This window comes from Sphingobacterium sp. UBA2610 (genome assembly GCF_002339225.1).
Taxonomy (GTDB): domain Bacteria; phylum Bacteroidota; class Bacteroidia; order Sphingobacteriales; family Sphingobacteriaceae; genus Sphingobacterium; species Sphingobacterium multivorum.
This window is the reverse complement of the sequence record NZ_DDKA01000023.1, coordinates 116,565-140,001: the sequence shown is the minus strand read 5'-3', so window position 1 is coordinate 140,001 and position 23,437 is coordinate 116,565. Positions and strand designations below refer to the sequence as shown.

General features: G+C 35.6%; 20 protein-coding genes and 2 pseudogenes. 3 read left to right on the top strand and 19 right to left on the bottom strand.

Translation table 11 applies throughout. The features are described from left to right. Positions 1-3: 3 nt before the first annotated feature. From B4Z47_RS16470 to B4Z47_RS16395, 16 genes and pseudogenes are all read right to left on the bottom strand, one after another. Complete coding sequence (locus B4Z47_RS16470; RefSeq protein ID WP_201639329.1) at positions 4-426, bottom strand: hypothetical protein; 423 nt, start codon at positions 424-426, stop codon at positions 4-6. 784 nt (positions 427-1,210) lie between these two features. Next, positions 1,211-1,606: a (deoxy)nucleoside triphosphate pyrophosphohydrolase gene (locus B4Z47_RS16465; RefSeq protein WP_286727727.1), complete on the bottom strand. Its 396-nt coding sequence runs from the start codon at positions 1,604-1,606 to the stop codon at positions 1,211-1,213. Between the two features lie 753 nt (positions 1,607-2,359). Beyond that, positions 2,360-3,289, bottom strand: coding sequence for a hypothetical protein (locus B4Z47_RS16460; protein WP_286727672.1), 930 nt, complete (start codon positions 3,287-3,289; stop codon positions 2,360-2,362). Positions 3,290-3,334: 45 nt separating this feature from the next. Then, the gene (locus B4Z47_RS16455; RefSeq protein ID WP_286727671.1) at positions 3,335-4,648 is read right to left on the bottom strand and encodes a hypothetical protein; all 1,314 of its coding nucleotides are present in this window, start codon (positions 4,646-4,648) and stop codon (positions 3,335-3,337) included. 227 nt (positions 4,649-4,875) lie between these two features. Then, a complete protein-coding gene (locus tag B4Z47_RS16450) occupies positions 4,876-5,121 on the bottom strand; it encodes a hypothetical protein (RefSeq protein ID WP_286727670.1) in 246 nt (81 codons plus the stop codon). Between the two features lie 498 nt (positions 5,122-5,619). Further along, positions 5,620-6,850 (bottom strand): annotated as a pseudogene (locus B4Z47_RS16445) (IS256 family transposase). A gap of 286 nt (positions 6,851-7,136) precedes the next feature. Continuing rightward, entirely contained in the window at positions 7,137-7,454 is a 318-nt protein-coding gene (locus B4Z47_RS16440) for a hypothetical protein (RefSeq protein WP_286727669.1), read from the bottom strand. A gap of 116 nt (positions 7,455-7,570) precedes the next feature. Continuing rightward, positions 7,571-8,218, bottom strand: coding sequence for a hypothetical protein (locus B4Z47_RS16435; protein ID WP_286727668.1), 648 nt, complete (start codon positions 8,216-8,218; stop codon positions 7,571-7,573). A gap of 6 nt (positions 8,219-8,224) precedes the next feature. Next, positions 8,225-9,118, bottom strand: a complete 894-nt coding sequence (locus tag B4Z47_RS16430) for a nucleotidyltransferase domain-containing protein (protein WP_286727667.1) — start codon at positions 9,116-9,118, stop codon at positions 8,225-8,227. Positions 9,119-9,192: 74 nt separating this feature from the next. Further along, positions 9,193-9,543, bottom strand: a pseudogene (locus tag B4Z47_RS16425) (transposase); the annotation flags it as partial. 196 nt (positions 9,544-9,739) lie between these two features. Beyond that, positions 9,740-10,786 carry an IS110 family transposase gene (locus B4Z47_RS16420; protein WP_286727726.1) on the bottom strand — a complete coding sequence of 349 codons (1,047 nt, stop codon included), beginning with the start codon at positions 10,784-10,786 and terminating at the stop codon, positions 9,740-9,742. Between the two features lie 456 nt (positions 10,787-11,242). Then, positions 11,243-12,892 (bottom strand): hypothetical protein, encoded by a 1,650-nt coding sequence (locus tag B4Z47_RS16415; RefSeq protein ID WP_286727665.1) that lies wholly within the window; start codon positions 12,890-12,892, stop codon positions 11,243-11,245. A gap of 51 nt (positions 12,893-12,943) precedes the next feature. Beyond that, positions 12,944-13,582 (bottom strand): hypothetical protein, encoded by a 639-nt coding sequence (locus tag B4Z47_RS16410; RefSeq protein ID WP_286727664.1) that lies wholly within the window; start codon positions 13,580-13,582, stop codon positions 12,944-12,946. A 1-nt stretch (position 13,583) separates the two neighbouring features. Then, entirely contained in the window at positions 13,584-14,222 is a 639-nt protein-coding gene (locus tag B4Z47_RS16405; protein WP_286727663.1) for an SEC-C metal-binding domain-containing protein, read from the bottom strand. After that, the gene (locus B4Z47_RS16400; RefSeq protein WP_286727662.1) at positions 14,215-15,156 is read right to left on the bottom strand and encodes a cyclic GMP-AMP synthase DncV-like nucleotidyltransferase; all 942 of its coding nucleotides are present in this window, start codon (positions 15,154-15,156) and stop codon (positions 14,215-14,217) included. Before B4Z47_RS16400 ends, B4Z47_RS16405 begins: the two co-directional genes overlap by 8 nt. 4 nt (positions 15,157-15,160) lie before the next feature. Continuing rightward, positions 15,161-16,186, bottom strand: coding sequence for a CBASS cGAMP-activated phospholipase (locus tag B4Z47_RS16395; protein ID WP_286727661.1), 1,026 nt, complete (start codon positions 16,184-16,186; stop codon positions 15,161-15,163). 120 nt (positions 16,187-16,306) lie between these two features. Here B4Z47_RS16395 and B4Z47_RS16390 point away from each other — a divergent pair, with 120 nt between their 5' ends. The 3 genes from B4Z47_RS16390 to B4Z47_RS16380 are packed head-to-tail and all read left to right on the top strand — an operon-like array spanning position 16,307 to position 18,063. Next, the gene (locus tag B4Z47_RS16390) at positions 16,307-16,969 is read left to right on the top strand and encodes a hypothetical protein (RefSeq protein ID WP_286727660.1); all 663 of its coding nucleotides are present in this window, start codon (positions 16,307-16,309) and stop codon (positions 16,967-16,969) included. Then, positions 16,953-17,303 carry a hypothetical protein gene (locus B4Z47_RS16385; RefSeq protein WP_286727659.1) on the top strand — a complete coding sequence of 117 codons (351 nt, stop codon included), beginning with the start codon at positions 16,953-16,955 and terminating at the stop codon, positions 17,301-17,303. Before B4Z47_RS16390 ends, B4Z47_RS16385 begins: the two co-directional genes overlap by 17 nt. After that, on the top strand, positions 17,266-18,063 hold the full coding sequence (locus tag B4Z47_RS16380; protein WP_286727658.1) for an ImmA/IrrE family metallo-endopeptidase: 798 nt from the start codon (positions 17,266-17,268) through the stop codon (positions 18,061-18,063). Before B4Z47_RS16385 ends, B4Z47_RS16380 begins: the two co-directional genes overlap by 38 nt. Positions 18,064-18,490: 427 nt before the next feature. Here the strand turns inward: B4Z47_RS16380 and B4Z47_RS16375 are convergent, their stop codons facing one another. From B4Z47_RS16375 to B4Z47_RS16365, 3 genes are all read right to left on the bottom strand, one after another. Next, a complete protein-coding gene (locus B4Z47_RS16375; protein ID WP_286727657.1) occupies positions 18,491-19,615 on the bottom strand; it encodes a hypothetical protein in 1,125 nt (374 codons plus the stop codon). A 25-nt stretch (positions 19,616-19,640) separates the two neighbouring features. Further along, positions 19,641-20,111 carry a GNAT family N-acetyltransferase gene (locus B4Z47_RS16370; protein ID WP_286727656.1) on the bottom strand — a complete coding sequence of 157 codons (471 nt, stop codon included), beginning with the start codon at positions 20,109-20,111 and terminating at the stop codon, positions 19,641-19,643. A 61-nt stretch (positions 20,112-20,172) separates the two neighbouring features. Beyond that, positions 20,173-23,436, bottom strand: coding sequence for a DEAD/DEAH box helicase (locus B4Z47_RS16365; RefSeq protein ID WP_286727655.1), 3,264 nt, complete (start codon positions 23,434-23,436; stop codon positions 20,173-20,175). Position 23,437: the final 1 nt, after the last annotated feature.

Below are 23,437 nucleotides of genomic sequence, written 5' to 3'. Positions count from 1 at the left end.
CCCTTAATATTCTAGCCCATCTGGATACCCCGTAGCGCCAAGAAAAAAAGCTACATGAACAATTGTTATATGGAAACATAACATTACAACTATAGTTAAAGGCCTAATGGTCTTTAAATCAATTCCAAGTAAAATAATTTGAGTAAGGGATTTATTGTAGTATATACCGTATGCTAGCGTAAAAATAGATTGTGGAATTAAGGAAATCCCTAACAGAACCTTTGCCAGTTGGCTATCTTGTAGTGAACCAATATTATTCAATATCACGATATCCGTTACTGTGAAAAGTATTGAGCTAACAACTAAACACAAAAATAAGCCCCTTTTTCGGACGGTATTTTTTTTAGTCGCATTGCCGGATTTTTCTAGATATTTTTCCAATCCAAAGTCTTCACCTGTCAGTCCACGTATTCCGCCGTACATCATTATTAAATATACGATTATGCACGGAAGCAAGGGCATCGATATGAAGATCGTTTCGGTATTCATTTCCATAATAGGTTAGCTATTTTTAAATATTAGGCTAAACTTCCTTTTACAAACATGCCTGTTAAAAGAATTTACTGTTTTATCAACCCCCCGTATTTTTATTTCATTGCTAATATTGGTGAGGATGCGTTTAAAGAGGCACGGTTAGGGAATTCTTTATTATTTAGCAGTACTTCTAATTGCTAAGATAAATATTTTTTTTGGGTTACAGAATAGCGGTTCTTCCATTATTTTATTTAGTTTATGATTGTAGATTCAAAATGAATTAAACTCACTATCATTTGATGAAGCCCAAAGCCGATAAACATTTAGCCAAGGCAGACATCTAGCCAAAAAGCTTCCTTAAGCGGTCATAAGGGAGGCTTGTTAATTAAAATAGCCTAGAATCCTAATAGTATGACCGAATTCAATGAACATATCGATATCATTAGAGAAACTTGCGATACCCGGTTTGAACCCTCGCGAGTACTGATTGATCCGAAGGAAAAGCTGTATCCAAACCTAGAGATTCGGTTCCATCGCTCTTAATTTGGCTCAATTTTAAAAAGATTGCCTATTTTGCATATATGAATGCTGAACTGGTTCCTTACCTCAACGCCTTTACCCATTTTGATAGAAAGAATACCAAATATGGATTGGCACCACATAAGCCGATCTAGCTCTCGACTTTGGTTGAGCTATTGAAAAGGTTATCGTGGTCAATAATCGCATTGAAGTGGTTTCACTTCCTGAGATACCGTTGTGTTAAATATTCATCCACAATAGGTAAATCAGCCTCTGCCCAGTCGTAGTCTCTCAATTGATTCGCATCTACCCATATGGCTTGCGCATATTCCAATGCTTTGACTTCACCATTTAACAAACTGCATACGAAGGGGTACAGCTGTATAGAAAAATCAGAATAATGATATTCAACAGTTGAAAGTGTTTTATTAATCTCTATATCAATATCGATTTCTTCTTTTATTTCTCTGCGAAGACAGTCCTCTTTTGATTCGCCTGGTTCGATTTTTCCACCGGCGAATTCCCATTTTAAAGGTAATCTCATCGAAGTGGAACGTTGACAAATCAATATTTTATCGGCATGTTCTATGATTGCACAGGTTACTTGTAGCATAGCGATGTAAAGATAATCATTTACAGGCATAACCCAATTGAAATTTACTAGGTATGGGTTCCCGTAAAATTAATCGTTTGTTATAAACTAAATTCAGCTCTTTAAAATTATCCCAATAGGGATTTGCATAAATTTATTAATTCAAAATAAATAATGTGTATTAGCGAGAGGTTTTAGCCTCTTTTAATCTTTTCATTATTTGATACACTATTATATCCATGTCTACCATAGAAGCAATAAATAATCAATCCGATAAAAGAACCAAATATAAGTGCTAGTATCGAAAGTGACTTTTGTAATTAGCATATTTTGAATTTATAGTGGTGGTTGGCACTGTGAGTAATTTTAACCCTCTTTTGATTCGAAAAGGCCGAAATTGAACGCAATTATTGATTTATCAATCCTTTCAGTTTTGTTGATGTTGTCCACCCATTCGTGGAATTTTTGATCGACTGGTTTAACTTTATGCAGATAGCTCATCATGGTGCAGTAGGAGTAATGTCGTCAAAAATAATAATTAATGTGTGTCTATTCTGGTTTTATTTTCAAGCTGAGGAGAGGTTCGAGTGATTTTATCTCATTGAATTGCAAAGTGGAATCTGCCGATGCTCAATTATTGCCTTATCATGAAAAGGATGCCATGCTAGGAACTATCATATGATGTGAAATATTTCGGCGCTATTACAGACGTTGATAATACTGATCTTATTTACCAAGTGTTGATCAAGTTTAAGAACTATTTTAAGCCTAAGATTATTCAGCGATCATCACCTTTTCCTCCTTGATATTATTTAGAAAATCCGTGTATTTTATGGGTAGCTTTTTTCTGTGGTAATAAAAATAGAAGTCAAATGAGCCTCCGATGATTCCCTTTTCCGGAGCATATACAAATCGATCAATTCCTCGCTCAAAATCATAATTATACTCATGTTGTGTCCAATCTACATAGGTCCAAAACTGATATCCCGTTGCATGCTGTGCTAAGGTAATTTTTTTGGATAGATATTCTCTTCTGTCCCGGGACCAATCTAAAAAGGAAAGCGGGTCTTCACCTATCCGATATAAAGGGAATTGTAAACTAGGATAAGCGCCTTTAAATATTTTTTCGAATTGAAGCACACTATAGGCCGAATCTTGCGTATTGATAGTCCCATAGACATTCGTAAAAGCTTGCGGACGATTGCGGACTGCATAAAACTGTAACAAACAATATTTTGGTGCATAATAAGTATCTCCTTTTTTTATAATTAGCTTATACGCATTAAAATACTTTGTTGTTTGCTTCACAGTAGTGTTGAAGTACGATAACGTATTTTTTTTATGAAGCTCTTCCAGATCTTTAAAGTTCATCATTGAAGAACGTACAGTATCAGGGTTGATTTCATACCAATCTTCTGAACCATCTAAATCAGGTAGAATGGAAAATAGCATGATATTATAATCATGTTGTCCATTATATATACCCTTATTACCGATAAACGTTTGTACCTTACTCATTACATTAAAAAGATGCACTTCACGCTTAATCTTATATAGCGGATAGGTGTTTAACCTAAAGGATGAGGCTGCAAACTCTTTGCTATCTTCTTCAAAAAGGAAATATTTGGTGTGACTAAATCCTTTATTGAAGGACAATAGGGAGATAAGGATCAACCAAATTATAAGGCACTTAGTTTTAAGCATAGCAATGTTCATTTTGTTTGTTAATTAGTTTCTTTCAATTAAAAATTAGTTGCATTTAGTACCTGCTTTGCCATCTCTATGAGTCGAATTAACACTTGACTCGACCGCATCGAGATTATTTACTATTCCATTTTTTGCTAACGCCAATGCATCATATTTGCTCAAATTAGGATTAAAAGATTGTATTGCCTGTACAAGCTTATCTAGCTGGGTGCCAAAGCTGTTATGTTGGTTTACAAATCTTTGTTGACCATTCACATTGACTGCTGTCCAGCCGGAATATAATATTCCAAATTGTTCTCCCTTTCCTTCCGTTATTAATCTGGTGCGTTCATAATTTAAAAAGCCGTGTAGCGCCTCGTGAAACATCGTTGCTGCAATATACTCTTTTGAAGAGTTATTAAGGACATCTGGGTTGATAATTATTTTATGCGTTTGACCGCCTACACTACCAAAAGAACTGTGTTCTGCATCAATTTTAGTTCCGACAAATTGCGGAGCATCGGAGAAAGTGATGTTAAATGCGGTACTGTTACTAAATACAGAATTTAACCATTTTGAGATTTCGTTTTCTAAATTAGGAATATTTGCCAAAATGGATTGAGCACAAGGGTATCCTTGTAAAGAATCTATGATTTCTTGGTCCTGATTCGGATCAATGGGTGGTTTAGTGCCACCGTCGCCGTTGCTACCTCCGCCGATACCACCTCCGCCACCTCCGCTCGAACACCCGTCGCATCCATCAGGAAAAGGTGGGAAATCAGGGAAATTTGGGTCAATAATATCATCACTACAAACTTCTTTCCATCCTGAAGAACATATATCAGTACCGTCTAAACAAACTTGATACCACATCATTCGACAATTCTTAAGCCTTTCTTTTGCAAGCTTATTATTCGAAGATGCATAAATTTTTACAATGTCATTTCTTGAAACTAGTTTATTGTTCAAATAATTTACAAACGAGGTCTTTCCAGTTAACAAGTCTTCTGAAACAATCACTCCGCCACTTTTGACCTCATTTATATCATCTGGAAAGACGGTTAGTACCTTAAATTCCCATTTGTCATCATTTTTGAAAGCAAATAACCAAGTTTTATCTGCCAATGAATATATCGTGCTGTCTAACGTTTTTGAGAATCGATTATTGTCTGATGACAATGGAATATAATATCCACCATTTACGTTTTGTCTTTTGCTCCAATTGGGAGTGAAATCATAATTTTGAATTGTCGTTTTACCTTTTAGCTCTTCATAAGAAGAAATTAATGTATCCTCTATTTGGGAATGCTCATACTGTTTGCATGCAGTAACAAACACGACAAAAGTGATTAATATGTAAATAAGTTTTCTTTTCATTAGGTTTATTTCTTTATTCTAATATAGCAATTTATTTTAAGTTATCATGTGCCCAATTCATCGTTGAGATTATTTCTTATAAAAGTATGTTTTTTATAGTTGGGGTCGGAATAATATCGTTCAGCCGTAAGTTGTTGCTGCAAAAATTCCTCGAGTATATTTGGGTATCAATTCAATTTTCCCTTCCAAAATAAGATGATAAAAGTTTTCGAAGCAATCTTGATAGATTACCCATAATACCTATCGTCAGTTTCCATTACATCGTCATCAAACCATTCATCATCCAGATACTTGTAAAGATCATTTAAGTCTGCTACATCCTGACTTGTTTGAAAACAAGGGTGAAACCAAATCCAAAAATTCTCCTGGTCTTTATAAGGATCGGGTAGTGGTACAATCACTGTACGGCGGAATAGATCTCCAGGATGTTCCTTATACCACAAGTGTGTAAACTTTTCATTTAAATTTTTCATGACAGTCATTTAGTTTGAATGCCACAAATGCTGTACCGGAGAGATTGTATTAGCGTCAAAGTCAATTTTAGCACAACATCTTTAAACAAATGGATAAAGTCATTCAATATTGTTTATTTCGTAACAGGCAAAGCCCTTAATATTCTAGCCCATCTGGAAACCCCGTAGCGCCAAGAAAAAAAGCTAGATGAACAATTGTTATATGGAAACATAACATTACAACTATAGTTAAAGGCCTAATGGTCTTTAAATCAATTCCAAGTAAAATAATTTGAGTAAGGTATTTATCGTAGTTTATACCGTATGCTAGCGTAAAAATAGATTGTGGAATTAAGGAAATCCCTAACAGAACCTTTGTCAGTTTGCTATCTTGTAGTGAACCAATATTATTCAATATCACTATATTCGTTATTATGAAAAGTATTGAACTAACAACCAAACACAAAAATAAGCCCGGGAGTGTAAACTGAACTGTGTCATTGGATAATTAACCAAAATCTAAAAGCCTCTATCAAGTTTGAGCCTATCCCCAAATTTAATGTAAAGTTGGGATATGGTCAAGCCCCAGTTATGCACAGGCATTGTCCACTTTTTAGAGATATCCTTTATTATCAGAAACATCAGCTTCATAAGAGCCTGCTCAGAACTGAATGCACCTTTAGACTTCGTTATTTTTCGGATCTGACGGTGCATTCCTTCAATAGGATTAGTGGTATAGATCGTCTTACGCACCTGCTCATCATACTCAAAAAAGTAGAGAGGTTTATCCAGTTATCGAGCCATGACTTAGCGGCTATGGGGTATTTCTTGCCCCATTCTCTTCAAAGACCAGTAGTTTTTCATATCCCATTTCTTCGTTTACAGCTTTATAAATGGGCTTTAAATCTTCAATAACAGCCTTTTTGTCCTTTTCTGTAACGTAGCGCATGCTTGATCTAATCTGATGGACAATGCATAACTGAACTTTTGTTTTTGGAAAAATAGCTTCTATAGCTTCAGGAAAGCCCTTCAGTCCATCAATACAGGCTATCAGGATGTCCTCTACACCGCGTTGCTTTAGATCGGTGAGTACGGATAACCAGAATTTAGCTCCTTCGTTTTCCGAACTGTAAAGCCCTATCAGGTCTTTGCGACCATCCATTCCTATGCCCAGGATATTATAAATGGCCCGGGACTCAACCGTACCGTTCTGACGGACTTTATAATGCATGCAGTCTAGGAAAACAAAGGGATAGACGGCTTCTAGCGGACGACTTCGCCACTCGTTAACAGCAGGCATGACGCTTTCTGTAATAAGGGATATTTCAGTTGCAGAAATCTCCATAGCATACATCTCGCGGATAAAATCACTTATTGCACGTGTGCTCATACCTTTGGCATACATGCTCAGCACATGACCTTCCAGCTGTTCTGTTATAATAAGCTGACGTTTGGGAACTACCTTGGGCTCAAATGTACCCGATCTATCCCGTCCAGATTCAAGTTCAAATGTACCGGTATTAAGGCCTCGAACAGTTTTTTTGGTCTTGCCATTACGACGATTGGAGTTCCCGGAAGCTTTATCTTCCTGAAGGTGACTTTCCAGCTCGCTATCCATCATCGACTCCAGTAAGTGCTTCATTAAGGGCGCTAGAACGCCATCATTGGGAGATAAACACTTTCCGTTATAAAGACCTTGCATAGCTTCCTCTTTGAAGCGTTCAAAGTCGAATGGGTCTTTTTCTTTCATGACCATGTCGTTTGAATAATTAAATATAAAAAAACCTTATTGAATTATTCCGTTGACACAATTCACGTTACAGTCTCTAAAGGTCACAAAACCAGTTTTCTCTTCTGCCGGTTAGAGGGAAGCTCTTTTTATTTATATCTCTTCCTCTTACACGAGCTCAGCTTCAAAATGCTCAATAAAAATAGTCAGCTCATCGGAAGTAAGCCAGCTTCGATTGTTGCAATGCATAATCCATTCACCATTTATTCCACTTCTCCATCAATCAAGCAGCGGAATATTATACATCTCAACGCTCTTTCTTCCACTTAATTTCGCCACGCTCAATCATTCCGATATATTTTTCAATATGATCCATCGTCAGTGGGGTATTATCGTCCAGGTGATATTCAAATTTCTTTGCAAACAGGTCATATTGAATAGATCCTACATAAACATTGTTGACATAAATATGCCAAATACCGCCTTTCTTTACGCTGATACGGACAACATTGCGTTTGCCATTGGTGTAGAATAGCTCTGGCGAATCGTGATCAACCGACGAATAAGAGCGTCGATACAAGCCTCTAGAATATCGTATGCCAGTACACCGTATGCTAATTCCCACTCACCCTGTGATCGCCTGAATATGTAGAATGACTTTCCGTTTTTGTCATACAAATAGTAACGGGGTTGATATTCCCACATATAATATTTTAATTGATTTGGATAACCACTCGTAATTTATGGTTTATATCGACCTAATAAATTTTTATCTTCTAATTGAACTTTGATAGTTCCAGTATTTCCTCTTTTATTATAATATTCACCTTCTAAAGTTTTAATGTCAGGAAAATACTTCAGATGAGCTGTACCATGATGATTATTGAGCTCCGTCGCTAGAGTTGATGCATCGTTGGTAAAAATATAATAGAGTGAAAACAAGCCATTTGGTTCCTTTACAAGTTGTTCAGAAACTGAGTGGGATTGTGATGTTTCATTATGGGTACCTGTATCAGAATAATAGGCACAGATGCAGATGTTTGAAGCCGATTGCTTAATTTCAATGACACAATCTTTTTGGATGTTGTTGCCTTGTTCATCTTTAAAGCTTGATTTCAGAGTTCCTTTATAACGTCCGTTTAAATCGGGGAGATCAATAAGTAATTTTATAATTCTCCATTTCCATTTCCATCCAAATTCATTGAGAAATGCTAGGACAGCTCCAATTAATCCTAAGGTTGAAAGCACATCAATGTAGCTGGCAATTTCTTTTAATTTTTCGTGATTCCTGAGAAGCTCTTCAATGTAGTTAGTGATGAACTGAAAAACAATCGAAAGAATTATAATAAAAGGAATTAGCCTGTCCGTTCTAAAATATTTAAAATTCATAATATTTTAATTGAATTGAAGGTATCTCCAAAGTTGCAGTAAATAAGTATTAACATCCTGTCTGCTCCATTTTCTGCCACTGTGGAACAGATATAAATATTCTGAAACTTCTCCCCAGCTTTTACAAGTTGTATCCTGTTCTGTAGCTTGGTATAAGTGAACAATTGCTCCCCTTAATCTTGTCTCCCAAGATAAATTATTATTAAATATTTCGTTTGGGACATTCCATATTAAACATTCGAGAAGGAAGGAAGTGATGTTACTACTTATATTCACCCCATCGTCAATCATTTTATAACGTAATTTTTTGAAAATGCGGGTTAGCCTTTTGTATCGTTTAAAGGTTTGACTATTTTTTAATTTACCGTTTTCGATGTGTTTTAAAGGGTAACTTTTAATTACTATTTCTGAATCTGCCCTGATATAAACACCCTTGTAATATGATTTATCTGCCCAATAATTACGATATTCCCAGCTAGGTACTACATCTGTTTCTACCCTGTAAGTATTTGCTTTAATGGTTAAACATTTATCGTTTCTAACAACTTCACTTCTTCCAAAAGTTTTAACTAATGCATTTTCAACATCATTTTTAAATTCTGAGAAGGAATATGTCACGCCACCGGTAAAATCGAAGTCTTCTCTTACTGTTCCTTCTGGAAGATTAAAGTGAAATGCCTCATTATAACATACATTTATATCAATATCACTATTTAATCTAACGTTAGTATCGTTTGCATAGGAACCTTGTCCAAATATATCAATACCCATATCTTTTAGTTTAGGATTACCTTTGATACATTGGGTCACCATTCTTCTCGCATTTTCGAGCTTTGTCTCTTCTGATTCACTTGCAGGTTTTGTCCAAGTGATTAAAGTATCTTCTGAAAATCTTGCCATAGGTTAATATAATAATGACTGTATTTTTAAAGATAAATAAATTTCTCAAAATTCTGAATTCTAATGAGGGCTCAAAAAGAATTTAACACGTGTCCCTCAAGCTGTTCAGTAATGATTAATTGTCTTTTAGGTACTACTTTCGGCTCAAACCTGCCGGATCTATCACGACCTGTTTCCAGCTCAAATGTCTCAGTGTTAAGGCTTCGGATAGTCTTTTTGATCTTGTCATTTCGGCGGTTGCTATTGCCCGAAGCTTTCTCTTCGTTCAAGTGGTTTTCCAGTTCGCCAACCATCAAAGATTCCAACAAACGTTTCATCAATGGTGCTAGAACGCCATCATTGGGAGACAAACTTTTACCTTCTTAAAGACCTTGCATGGCTTCTGCCTTGAAGCGTTCAAAGTAGAATGGGGTCTTTTCTTTCATGACCGTGTCGTTTGAATAATTGAATATAAATAATCTTATTGAATTATTCCTCTGACACAGGTACTATAATAAAAAGCAAATATTATTTCATTTATTTTTCTCTAATTCTTTGCTAACTTTGTTCTTCATGAGGAAGCATATTGTGATTGTTCACTTGTTATGTTTACCTTGTGTAGTGCTGGCAAATTAGTCGGCACTACTTGCTTAATAACCTTTGCTGGAATTCACCGACGATCGACATTTCCTGGATAGAAAGCTCCTTTTCCTCTTGTTTGTTATATTTATTTTTATATTTTCCATCGTACTCTTGGTCATTCTTCCAGAGCGAATACGTTATTACTAGAAGTTTTTTCTGGACTGCTACATAGCTTTTCATTTTTATACCATGTTTAGCGTAAGTCCGCTCGTAAAGATCCTCAAAAGGGCCTACTTTCCATCTGACCACTCCGAAAGCAGGCAAGTGCAAAATTCTTCGAATATGACTATTCCCTTTCTTTGAAATTCGAGTTCTTCCGTGATGGCTCCCTGATTGGTTTTCAACGATATCATATCCTGCAAAACTAACTAATTGTCTAGCATTTTTAAATAATTTGAAGCCGTTCGTTTCTGCTATTAGCGTTGCCACAGTTCTTATTCCAACACCTTTTATCTTACATATTTTTCTTACTTTTTCTGCTATTTCTTTATTTGAGTCAATATGCTCTTGGATTGCCATCTCCAGGTCTTCTAACTGCTTTTCAATCAGCTTAAGCCGGTTAAGAAGTGTTTTATTGACAACCTTATTTTGATGCATAGCATGTTGAAGGGCGTGCCTCTGGTTAATAACCACTGTTTTTTGTTCCTGGAGATTTTCTATTTCTCTAGTCAATAGTCGTAAACTATAATAAAACTCGCTGATAGGCTCCCATAACTCAAGTGACTTTTCAGCCCCCATCTGTGCAAGTCCCTGCGCATCAATTTTGTCATTCTTAGACTTTACCCCCGAGGCCTGTAAATATCTCTTTGCGTAATTGGGAAGTAGTACAGAAACTGGAAATCCAGCTTTGCTAAGATACATCGCACAATTTTCATAATAAACCCCCGTGGCTTCCATGCAAATCACCAGTGGAATCTCTTTTTGCTTTCTGTGACGTATAACCCAATCCTCAAGATCCTTAAAACCTTTAAAGGTATTTGCAATCGTGCGACTACCTTTAATGCTTACCTTTTGACTGCTGTCAATTGTCGATAAACAGCAGTGAATTTTCTTTAGAAGAGATATCCAATCCCAGTGAATACTTTAACATAATTACCCTATTTTAAAATTATAAAAGAACAGATATTCTGAACAACCATTACTCATCTTTTATACAGGATTATCTAACGCAATAGATATCTTTAAGTACTATTCTGGCTCTCTTCAGAAAGAGACTAAAGCAGGTTTCTCTGTGTCCCAGCATCCTCAAAGAAAAGTGCCTAGTTTAATGTTCAAGTTGCTGCTTTAGTTCTGTTAGTTTTTAATATAAAAATATTGATTATACATTATTTTCAAAGATATGAGTTTACGTTATAGTCTCAAATATAGTCGCAGAATTGACCAACTGTCAGATTAAGTCTTAACTTTTACAAGTTATTAAAAGGATCTATGTGAATCCCACAGCTACCCATTCAAAAGATTCCTTTTAAAGATCTATCGAATGCAGCTTCGATTTTATCTTGACTATATCCAATTTTTGTACTCAACTGACTCAATAAACTTTCTAATTTTGGTAAGTCTCGAGTAATAGCATTGTAGCCTAACGTAATCGCGGAGATGTCGTTCTGCAGAAAGCAATGCTTCATATTCTCTGGACAAGTAGGGATTTTCTCCAAAATTTCCTTTCTCAACTGCATCAATTGAAGATTGATTGAGAATTGCAAATTCTTCTCCAAGTTTATCCTCATCTCCTTGAGTCTGTTCTGCAAATCCGCCTCTAATTGACTCACTTCGTTTAATATTTTCGTCAATTCCTTCCTCTTCCTGTCGATATTTTTCAACCATTTCGTAGATACTTCTTTTTGATCGTTCTGGTAATTCTGCTCTATAGATTTGGTCTCTTCTAATAATTTCTTCTTCTCGTCTAATATGTTCGTAATATCTTTCTGTTGAAGTTCTTCTATCATTGAAGACTCCATCAATATTGAGTTCAATATCTCCGATTTTTCGTTCAATATTTTCAACTTCTCTTCTATGATCATGTTCTCTTTCTGTACTATTTCCTGAGATTGATCTAATTTTATAGTGTAAGTCTCCAATAGATCCAATGAGTCTTTTTCGACTCTCTTCAATTTCTCCGTTTTTTCTAATATATCTTTCTTCCAAATCTGAAGATTGCTTCTCAACGTGGTAGATTTCGTCGTCAATTCTTTTTGTTTGTTCTTCAAATTCAGTTCCGATGCTTCTTCTAATTGAAGCTTCCTCATTGATAAGTCGGTCTTGTAATTCTTCTGTATTTTTCGCAACTCTTGATATTTCTGATTCAACTCTTGATTTAATATCTCTATACGATTGAGATTCCAACACTTTTCCAATTCGTTGTATAAGGTTACGAATTTGCGCATTTCTACATCTGTGAGACTCTGCAAAAAGCTGTCTTTGTTCTTCATCAGTATGTGATATTCCCTCTGTATCTCCATTGGGAATTCGAATATATTCGGTGTTAATCTCATCATTGTTATATAACCATTTAGTACTTCTAGTGTGTTCAAATACTTGATCAATTTCTGCTGGTGATGCCTTTGGTATTATCACTGAGACTGTGTCAATCCCTAATCTTAATAGACTTAATAATTTCTTTTTATCAGGTTTATGACTAGTAGCGATTTCTATGAAAAGAAATGGAGTATTTGCTTTGTCAAAAAAGGTTATGTCGGGCTGACATAAAAGATGTTCTGTATCAAAATCATTAGATCTGGTCCATTTGATATTCCCTGATTCATCTTCGTAAAAGTTCAGGTTTGCGTGAACGGTATCTGCCTCTATTATCTTGGCAGGTTTTAACAATATCCCTGGCTCAGATAAATTATCTGAGTATTTATAAACTGCCGGTACCTTTATCCGTTTGTTAATAAGCAAATTTTCCTTGGCCAATTTATGACGATAGATCTTATCTGAAAATGTACATTTATCTTTAGGATTTTTTTTTGTTACATAGTGACGAAAATAAGAAGCTCGGCCAATTATTTTTGTTTTTACGGCCTCCATTTTTCTATTGCATCCCATACAGAAATAGCCTTTTAGGCCGCTTTCTGCATCGTCAATATAAATTGGTATCGATTCTACATTATTTGCGTATCTATTTTGCAGATTTTCTTTGTGGTTATCACTCATAGACATAAAAACAGGTTGAAGTAAATATACTTAATTATTAACGAATATTGACTAAATAGGATTATTCTTTAGATCATCTATATTTTCATGTGTAACTTCATCCTTAAGATTTTTGGTGATAGAAATAGCTTGGAAATATGGGATAATATCTTTTATGAGCAATTTAATGGCAAAATAACAGCAAAAAATATAAGAAATAATCAATCCTGTTTGAACAAATATTAGCTCTTCCTTTTTAATCCTAAGATTAACCGAGTCTGATAGAAAATAGATTATAAACATAGAAATTAATAATAGCAAAAGGGCTCCAAAACAAATCAGAGCAAACATCCATGTGTCTATCTTAGTTATTACCAGTTTCATATCTCCAGACGACTTGTTAAACTTTAAATAGAATTTTTGATGCAAATACCGATATGTTTTAACGCTTACATCACACTTTCTAAACAATCTTAAATAAGCATTTACCCGGGAGGGGAGAACCTCAAAACCGAACTGCTGATGAAATATTTTTGCACAATAGATGTCAATCAAAGTACTGCTTAGTTCAGAATTTATTCCTTTGGTAAACTCAATCTCATTCTTTAAATCAGATATTCTATTTGAAAGATTTTTTGATTTAATGGTTTCAATCAACCAATAAAGTAAGGGGGGAGTAATAATTCCTAAAATTTGTATTAATTTTTCCATATTAAATAATAGTTTTAATAATAAGTTTTAAACGTTCCGGTCCGATTTTTTTGAATTCAAGAAATGCGTCCCTATGGCATTTCCTATATTTTTTTCCACTTGCGCAAAAACACTTTGATGTACGAGGCGGAGTTTTATTTTTATAGATGTACATTAGGATCTCTAATACTTTATCAGCGTTGGTTGTTCTGAGGATTTTATACAACGATTCTAATACACCCTCTTTTCCATGGGATCGTTCGTTTAAATAATAACCCTTCAGTTCTCTAAAAGCCTGATTATGTAGATAGGGGATAAGATGCTTTTCAATAAAGCCTAATAATGAAATACCTCTGCTACATTCTAAATATTCCTCGGGAGGTGCACAAATACAAAATTGACCATCTTGATATACATGCCAGTCTATGTTGTTGGGTAGCCTCTCATTAATTTCGTACACCAGAGGAAAGCTATGCGGGTAATCTGCGCTACACTCGATTTTGACAAAATAAGAATCATATGTCTTACCATTTTCATCTAAAAGCTCTATTTGTCCTTCTAAATAAGGAAGAGAATCTTCCCGATTTAATAATTTAAGCTCGGGAAAATTCTTAATGACATTGATTGCGTCTTCCGCAAATTTGAGAATTGAATTATTCATGACAATACGGTATGGAGGTTATAGCACCGAAGGCTGCTGCTGCTACATTCTCTAATATTTTCTCTTCTTTGTCTTCGCCAAAAGGAAATCTATCGCCAAGATGCTTATGCCAAAGTTGGCTTGCTTCATATTGATTATTTGAACGAATTGCGTCCTCTGCGTCGGTTATGAAATTATTTAAAGATTCTAAAAATTTGTCCTTATTCGTGTAGTCCTCAAGCAGATCATCATTTGGAGTCACAGGTACAATACAAGTAAATTCCGTATTTAGTGCCTTTTTTATTTCCTTAAGAATGTCCCTGAGTGTAATATCATCACGTTCGTTTAATACAATTTTTTCCTTTGCATTGGTTGCTAAAATTGTTAGAGCTAGGCCGCTAGGCATTTTGAAAGAACGATTATCAGCCCATCCTTTTAAATACTTGATCGTCCTAATTAGACGTTCATTTTTATCCTTTTTTGACACAAACCAATCTACCATAGCCTTAGAATCGCTTTCTTCCCATCCATGTCCTTTAACAGCTATTTTGTACTCCTGACCATCTACTTTATAATAGATAGGATGATCAATCTCATAATCATTTACAAAAACGCTGCGGACACATTTTTTCCTATTCTCCGCAGCTGTTTCAGTATATCCATCGACCGCTTGTCTAACCCATTCTTTGATTGTTGATGCAGTTACATCAGGCTCACGAAAAAAATAAATACCATCATCTAAATCACAAATGTCTTGTTTAGTTCTAATACCATTCTTCATCTTATACGAACCTTGAATGTAAAACTTTGGTACGTACTCAGGATGATTATCTTTAAACCATTTTCTAATTTTTTTACGAAGGCCTTCCTTAGAATCTTTCATTTTATTATTCTTTGTGGAGCCAATGGAGATCTTATTATTATATTCTCCAAATAAATTGTTGCAGTTAGCCATATTATTAATTTTTTAAAAAGTTTAAAATTTCTATTAATCGATTTTTCGCTATTTCTTCGCCAATTGATTTCATTCTGTCAATATGTTTCTTTTTCGAAGAATTGAGTTCAATATTATCGCCCTTCATATCGTGTTGAATACGTAAATGGGTAAATGTATTTCCTGTTTTCCCTAGAGCTCGTTGAAGAAATAGGAGATACTGCTCTGTGATTTGTGCTTGTGTATCTAATACTAAATCGACCAACTTCGGAGTTGGGAATAACCAATAAAAAACATTTTTAGGGCGCCAAGATCGTTTAATAATTTGTTTCCCTTGCCCTGTTCCTAATGATAGAATTGATATATCTCCTATAGGTATGTCTAGTTTGTCGGTCGCTTCAAAAACTCCAATTAGTGCCGGATTATTTGCGAAAATGCCTCCATCTATCATGTTGATATTTGTTCCTTCACCAAGTGCATTCTGAAATGAAAATGAATGTGGTGGAAAATAAACGGGTGCAGAAGCACTGGACATAGCCACATGATATGCCGGCAATTTGTAATCTCTTTTGTATTCGGGATGGTGCTTTGTTTTAAACACGTTAATAGCTCCGTCATTACCATTGAAAGCAGGAATACATACCTTGGTCTTTAGATCATTCATTAGCGGATCTGCACCACCATTGGCATCAGCAAAAACTTGCCGAAGTTTTTTAAGTAATTTTTTGTTACTATAAATTGCATTCAATAATGCTCTACTCTTACGCGGAATAAATTTAAAGATGAATCGAGGGAAAATAAGCTCTGCATTATCTTCATAAAATTTGGCTAGATCTTTTGCAGGTATACCTAATGAAATACCGATAGCCAATATTGCACCAGTAGAAGTGCCACAAACTAAATCAAAATGTTCGTAAAGTTTTTTATCCGGTTCTTCTTTTTGTAATTCAGCTTCTAATTCAGCTAATACTTTTGCAGGGATGAGACCTCTTATCCCTCCTCCGTCAATTGACAGGATTTTAAATTTTGATTTTTGGATTGTTTCTGCCATTTTATAATATATTTTGCTATTTTTAACTAGCATTGACAAATTATTTTGTTGTGATTGCTGGTCATTATTAACTACGAAAAGCGTTACTAACGGTTATGCGTATACCTAAATAGATAGCTTATGGATTGGAAGGAATTAGAAGATTCAAGTACTGCAGATTTAATAGAATATATTCAGGGACGTCAACATTATTATGAGGCAGCGGAATGCGCTTTCAAAGCATTTTTTCTTAGGTTCGAGCCTGATTTAACCAAAAAATGTAGGATTATTGTAAGAAAATGGGGATATGATGAGTTAGATGGAGATATTTTGTGTGAGCAGGCGTTGAATAAATTTTGGAATAAAGCGTCATTATTTAATGCTCAACAATGTAAGAATGCAAATCTTGATCGATGTGTTTTATTTTATATTTATAGGATTGCACAACGATTATTAGCCGATCGACAGCGATTGGAAGCTGACAAGAACCCATATAGTGGAACCGAAGAATTAGTTTTAGAATTTCCTGATTTGGAGAATATGGAAATTCCAAAAGAAAAGCTAAAAGATTTAAAGGCTAGAACAGAAGTAATTGACAAAGCGCTTGAGCGATTAAGCAAAAAACATAAAATAATATACTTAACCTATCAAAGTTATGAAAGAGACGGTAAAAAACTGCCTCGTCAATTACTTAAAAAGCTTAGGGAAGAGCTCGATTTGTCACAGACATCAATAAGAATATATAAAAAAGAAGCATTAGAAACTGTCAGCAAAGTACTAGAAATTTATGGCACAAAAAAATAGACTGTTTGGAAATTTAGGGGATGTTACTGAGTGGTTATGTTCTACGGGTTATCTTTTTCCTCGCAATGAGATTGAGTTGAGTCGATTTGATAAACTTTTTTTTAATGTCGAAATTAAAGGCTCAACAGTCTCTTTAGATCGAATTTTAAAAAATGAAGTTCGGGAATTTTCAGTATCGAATATTTTTAAACAAGAAGGAGAGCAAGATGTGATTGATGCGTTTAAAATGGTAGCAAGAAAAGGCCTCGGAGATTTACCAGATCACATCTTTAACAAAATGAAAAAGAACCAAGATAATGGAAATAAATCTTCACCGGAAGAAACTGATCAATAATTTAGCAAATTATGTTTCAGAAAATTTTATAGAAGGTCATAGAGTCAATTTAATTAAAATTGTAGAATATGAAGAGCTTCCAGTATATTTTGATCATTATGAGAATACATTCGATGGTATGTTGGTGTATATGGATTCTATGTTTCATATTCATATCAATATTGACAAAGGGAATATTATTAATTCAAAACGAGGGCGATTTACACTAGCACATGAATTGGGGCATTACTTAATTGATGAGCATCGTATAGCTTTGAAATATGGTATGATTAGCTCACATCAATCTAAAAATGGTCTGTTAAATAAAGACTTAATAGAGTTGGAAGCTGATTATTTTGCAAGCTGTGTCTTAATGCCGGAAGCATTATTTAAGGATTCGTGTGCCCGAAGAAAATTTTCTTTCACTCTTATTCAAGAACTATCTAACATCTTCCAAGTTAGCATCATGGCCGTTATACTTCGATTTATCGAGGTAGGATCACGGGAGTTTTTGGTTGTAATCTCCAAAAATAATGTGATAAGATGGTATGCGAAAAGTCATGATTTTCAAAAAGTATCTTTCAAATTCAAGATTAATTCTATTCTTCCTAAAGGATCAATTTCAGCGCTTTTTAAATCCAATAGTGATTTATTGACTGAAATAGAAATTATGGATACTGATGTATGGTTTATAAATAGATATTATAGCGATACTATTTATGAACAATGTTATTATTCCGAAATTAATGATTATCTAATAACTTTAATTTGGTTCGAATAGCTCAAAATAAAAACTTCAATACTAGAGGTTGGGAGGAAGGGTTACTTACATAATAACTTAAAAAAGCACTAGCTATTTAATAGGGCTAAAACTAACTAAAGATAAAGTTATTTTATACTCGCAAAATTTGATAATTAGAAATGAGTCCCGTAACCATTGTTCTACGCTACGAAGGCTTTATAACTTTTTTAATGCATATTCCGCACCATACTGCACCAGTGATTCCGCTGCAAAATACACCACTTTGGTGTAAATTTTTAGCAGCCTAATTATAAGTTGACGGTCTTTTAAGCGATTCCAAAAAGACTGCCATTCCGACGCAAAGTGCACCAATAATTCCGCGACAAACTACACCACTGGATATTTAAGAAAAAAAGATTGCTAAGTTGGGCCTAGTATTAGACCTAACGATATGGCAAACAGACCTCTAAATATGCAGAAGATAAGACAGATATTGCTGTTTTTGGAACGTGGCTTTTCTCAGCGTTCCATCGAAAGGGAGACCGGTATCAATAGACTTACCATCGCAAGTTATTTGCAGCGGTTCGCCGACAGCGGATTCAGTATTGCGGAACTGCTCCTTTTTTCCGATGCCGAGCTGGAGGCTTATCTTAATGCGGGCAAAGCGGAACAGATAGAAAAGATCCCCGCCGGATACATCTTGAATCGCAGTTTTCCTATCTATTTTACGAACTCCGTCGTCCAGTAAAATTGTTTTACCTTCCAGCGATTTTAGTAGGCCCAATGGTGCATAATCATTGTAATCTTGAAGGTCTGATCCATCCAGTTGGTTGCTATACCTAACCTTTGTATACTGCGTTACCGAAAATAGATCCTCATCCTCAGATTTTATGGAACTTAAATAATCCAAACTACCAAAAATTTTCTTTATGCTTAGCTTCCCCATTTTAATTTCATTCTGTGCTATCATTTCCAGATGTTGATCAATTTCTTCTTCTGAAAATCGTTCGATAGAACGACCGCTTCTCAAATAATCCGTGGTACCATCCGATAGCGCCATCCAGACGCAATAATTTCCGGTATTTCGCAGATGCTCTTTGTTCCAGCTTATCATTGCCAAAGGATTACCTTTAGCCACTTGGACAACACTATTGATGAAATATTGACCTTTGGCTATTAGATCAGCCCATTTTTGGTAATCGAAATTGGTCAGAAGGGTTTCAGTAGCATCTGGAAAAATCGAGCGTCCGATCATCCTATCCACTGGTCGCAGACACTCTTTATGAACATTGCCCGCTGCAGCTCTTAAATCAAGTTCATCGATTTCAACTGTGAAGCTATCGTTTGTACTGATCATGGCGCCGCAGTGGAGGCACTTCATTATTTCGGCATTTTGATTGATCAGATCCTGGATTATCTCTTGCTGATAAATAGCCTGTTCCGTTTCCTCAACCTGATCAATGCTTTTATCTGCCGGCATCATAAAGATTTCAAAGTTTCTGTATAAATTTTGGTTCTCCTCTAAATACCGCGCCATACCCACCCAGGTAGATGCACGTGCATACATAGTGTACTTTGCATCCTTACCCATTAATACCTGACTATCCGTAAGAGTTTTATTTTATTTCTCGAAAATAACGGAGTGCTGGTAAGCCACTAAATTCATCAATTATATTTTCGGGATTTGCCGATATAACTTGTTCAGCTACTCGTTGGGAAGCCTTGTTATCGGCATCCACCAAAGCTTCTATGTAAAATGCAATTATTCCTGCACTTCTGAAGCCATATCGCATTTCAGTTATTGCATTACTAATTGTTTTTTTTGCTGAACCATTATTCCGATAGAGCTCAGGAACAGCATAACCGATTTGAAAACCTGGGATTCCATCAATAGGTGCACAAGAAACAAAATTTACAAAGCTTGTAATCGTTGTGTCCTGTAAGGTAATATAAGTTAGTCTTGCTTTTTTATTTATTTGATCAGCATATACATAAACACCTGAACTATTTATGCAGGGTTGAAGTTGGATATTGCCTTTCGAAAATTCATCTTGAAATGATTGCATAGCACTTGTCGGATCTGTCATAACTGTTATATAAATCTTGTTCTAAATTCAAAAATTTAAGCAAATGGAACAAATGCTTGTGTTAATTACTGAGCAGGGAGGCCATGAATTGCAATACAGTAGAATAGTCACTATTTTCAGTTAACTCCAAGTCACTAAATCTTTTATTGAACTCTTCATGATAATCTACACGAGAACGGTATCTATTCTTTTGAAGTCTCATGTACGCTAGTTTTAAGGGACTATCTGCGCCTTTTGCTATAGCAGAAGGAAGGCATTCTAGAACCGCCAAGCTAATAATAGGAACATTGTTTTGTTCGGCAATCTTTTTTGTGATCTGAACAATGAACGTCGAGAAATAGGAGAGATTTCGAGGAGCTAAATTCGTGGCAATTTCGCGCGCTTTTGGGCAATAGATTTTGATCCCGCTAAGTGTTCCTCCCATCGAAATCTCAAGAGTTGAAAGTGTATCACCGGCCAACCACCCCTGCATCCCTTTTTTCAGAGTTTTCATAACACTACTAAAATTTACGGATAAAACTTTTGACACACTTCCTATAGTTTGTAGTGGCAGCAATTCAATACCAAAACAAAATTGGCTTGCATCAATGTGTTTTTCTAACCATTCCAACATCCAGTTGGTCCATTCAATAACTGTTTTTGGAAGATCTTCAAATTGCTCAGTAATCGTTGAATGTAATGTATTAAGAATATTAGGAGATATGCCAGACTGGATGGATATTTGAACTATCCAATTTGGAATTTCCAAATCCTTTTTTTGTTTGTCAATAATTTGAACAAAGGAGGTAATAGCGGCTTCATATTCCTTTTTTTTATTGACTTTTTCTGCAATAAAATAACCAAGGGATCGCTTAAACATTTTTACAGCGCTATCTTCTTCATTTCTCATTCCCAAACGATATATAAAGTATTCAATGTCGGCATTTAGAGGTTCTCCTGTCTGTATTTTATCGAGGACATCCATTAATGGATCTATCATTTGAACACATCGTTCGTCTTCCGGGATGATTGATTGCAATACTGTATGCGCTGCAGATTCCGGTGTATTTCCCTCAAATGTTAATAATTCTCTCGGAACAAGAATTACCAGACCATTTGCGAGGTATCCGGCTCTTCCCGCCCTTCCGGCAGCATTTAACAATTCGTGGGGTTTCATTGGCTCTTGAGTAATAAACTCTCCATCCAAGGAAGCTCGTTCATTTGCTGAAAGAATCGCAACTTGTGCAGGGAGGTTCATGCCTTGCGACAATGTGGTTGTGGCAAAAATAACTTTTGCTCCATTTTCACGTTTGAATAAGCTTTCGGCTAGTTGTCTCTCGTGCGAAATAAGATCTGCATGGTGTTGAACGCATCCTTTGAGACCATACAACATTGAACATTCTGGCTGACCGAATTCAGTTTCAATGGCTAGTAATAATTGTTTTTCATGAGCCGTATAGGTAATATTTTCATCCAAAAGCGATGCAATTCTTCTAGCAGAAGAATTCGCCCAAAGTGTATTATTTATAAAAACTATTGTTTTTAATCCAGCTTTTGCGGAAGCTATTGCTAATTGTCTTGAAACTTCATTGCCGTTTTGTTTGGCAAAAACTATTCTTGAATTGTTCATTTCGGCATTCAAGAAATAACTTTCGTTGGCAAGCTGCCTTATACAAATATCTTCAGAACGATTCGGAAGCCAATTATTGACCATTCCAAAAAGCGCGTGAGGCACTACCTTTATTAATGCTTTAGGTCCGGTACGCACTTTAGCAGCCCTTTTATTCTTTTTTTGATCAAGTTCTCTTTGCATATCGGTTGCTAACTTTTCTGCAGCAATAATTTCTTCCTTTTCGTAAATTATAACGCCACGAGCTTGCCTGCTTGGTTTCCAAAGAAGGTCAATATGGATGCAAGGCTTTTTCGTGAGGTGACCAATCCACTCCGCAAATTCTTGCGGTTCTTTAATCATTGCAGATAAAAATAAAAAATCAACTTCGGGCAATTGAGAAGATAAACGTAGTATTACTAGCATACCATCTAAAGCCCTACGTAGACTACCAGAAGTAGAAGAAAGGCTATGGCATTCGTCAAAGACAACAAGTCCGACATTCATGAAAGCATCCGGGTTGAAATTGAGAACAGCCAAACATTTTTCTGGAGTCATTACCGACAAATCAGAAATCTCACTTGCTATACTCGTATATAAATCGGCATCATAATTTTCATCTATTCCAAAGATTTCTGCAGGTATAGAAGTATTTAAGTCATTTTTTAATTGTTCAACAAGAGCGTTTGTTGGTGCTAGGAATAGCACTTGTTTGCCCGCTGCTAATGTAGCTGCAATTTTGAACTCAGAAATTGTAGTTTTTCCTGCTCCAGTTGGTAAAACCAGTATTGCTGAATTTCCAGGTAAATGAAAGCCGAGGTCAATCGCCTTGCGATGGTTCGGCCATAATAAAGCTTTTTGCTTTGCGCGATAATTTAGCCATGCTTTCCAACGATCCTTATCTGATCTATCAGGGGGCGGTAAAAGTAAAACAGAGGCGCTCTGAAGCGTAGGGCCAAGATGTAAGAGGAGTGTAGCCAAATGTGATGGTCCAGGATAGGTTGATAGAAAATTTCCTATAATACCTTCAATCTGGTAAACTTTTGTTGCTGAGTCTACTACTCGCTGAAAAAAGTAATTGGGATGATTGGTTTTTGCTTTATTTTCAGAGCTTTCTTTTTCTAAAATGTTTGCGGCAAGTAACTCAATACCTTGTAGAATTAGATCGTATAAATATACAGTAGCTTGGACTTGTGGTTCCAGTTGATCACTTATAACTCTTTTGCGGTTAACGTTGCGATTAATAATACTTTCAAAATTTTCGTTGACAAGATCAATAAGTGAAAGGCCCAGGTTTTTAATTGTTTCCGGAGCATCTTGATTCGTTCCAGTAAATCTTCGTATTGCCTCTTTTGCATCTGGGAGCTGCTGGGCAATTAAAAATAATAGTGCTGCTGCTAGATCTCCACTGATGTGGTCCCGACTAAGGTAGTTATCAGAAAATTCAGGATCTGAGGAAGCATTTTTTGCTAAGATTTGATAGGCGCTACCTGCTACGAATGCTGAAGCCCGAGTAGAGTCTGAATCGTTGCCACTTGCTGCGAGTATTTCATAGCTATTAGCAATTTCAGTCAGTCGAATAATTGATTGTTCATTAACCTGTTCTTCTATACCTCTAACTCTTTCGGTAACTAATTCTGTATATATTTCAGTTAGGAGTCGCGGTAAATCGCTGGCTGTAATCCCTGGTAAAGATGGCGCGCTTTGTAATAATTTTGATGATTCTGGATCAAACATA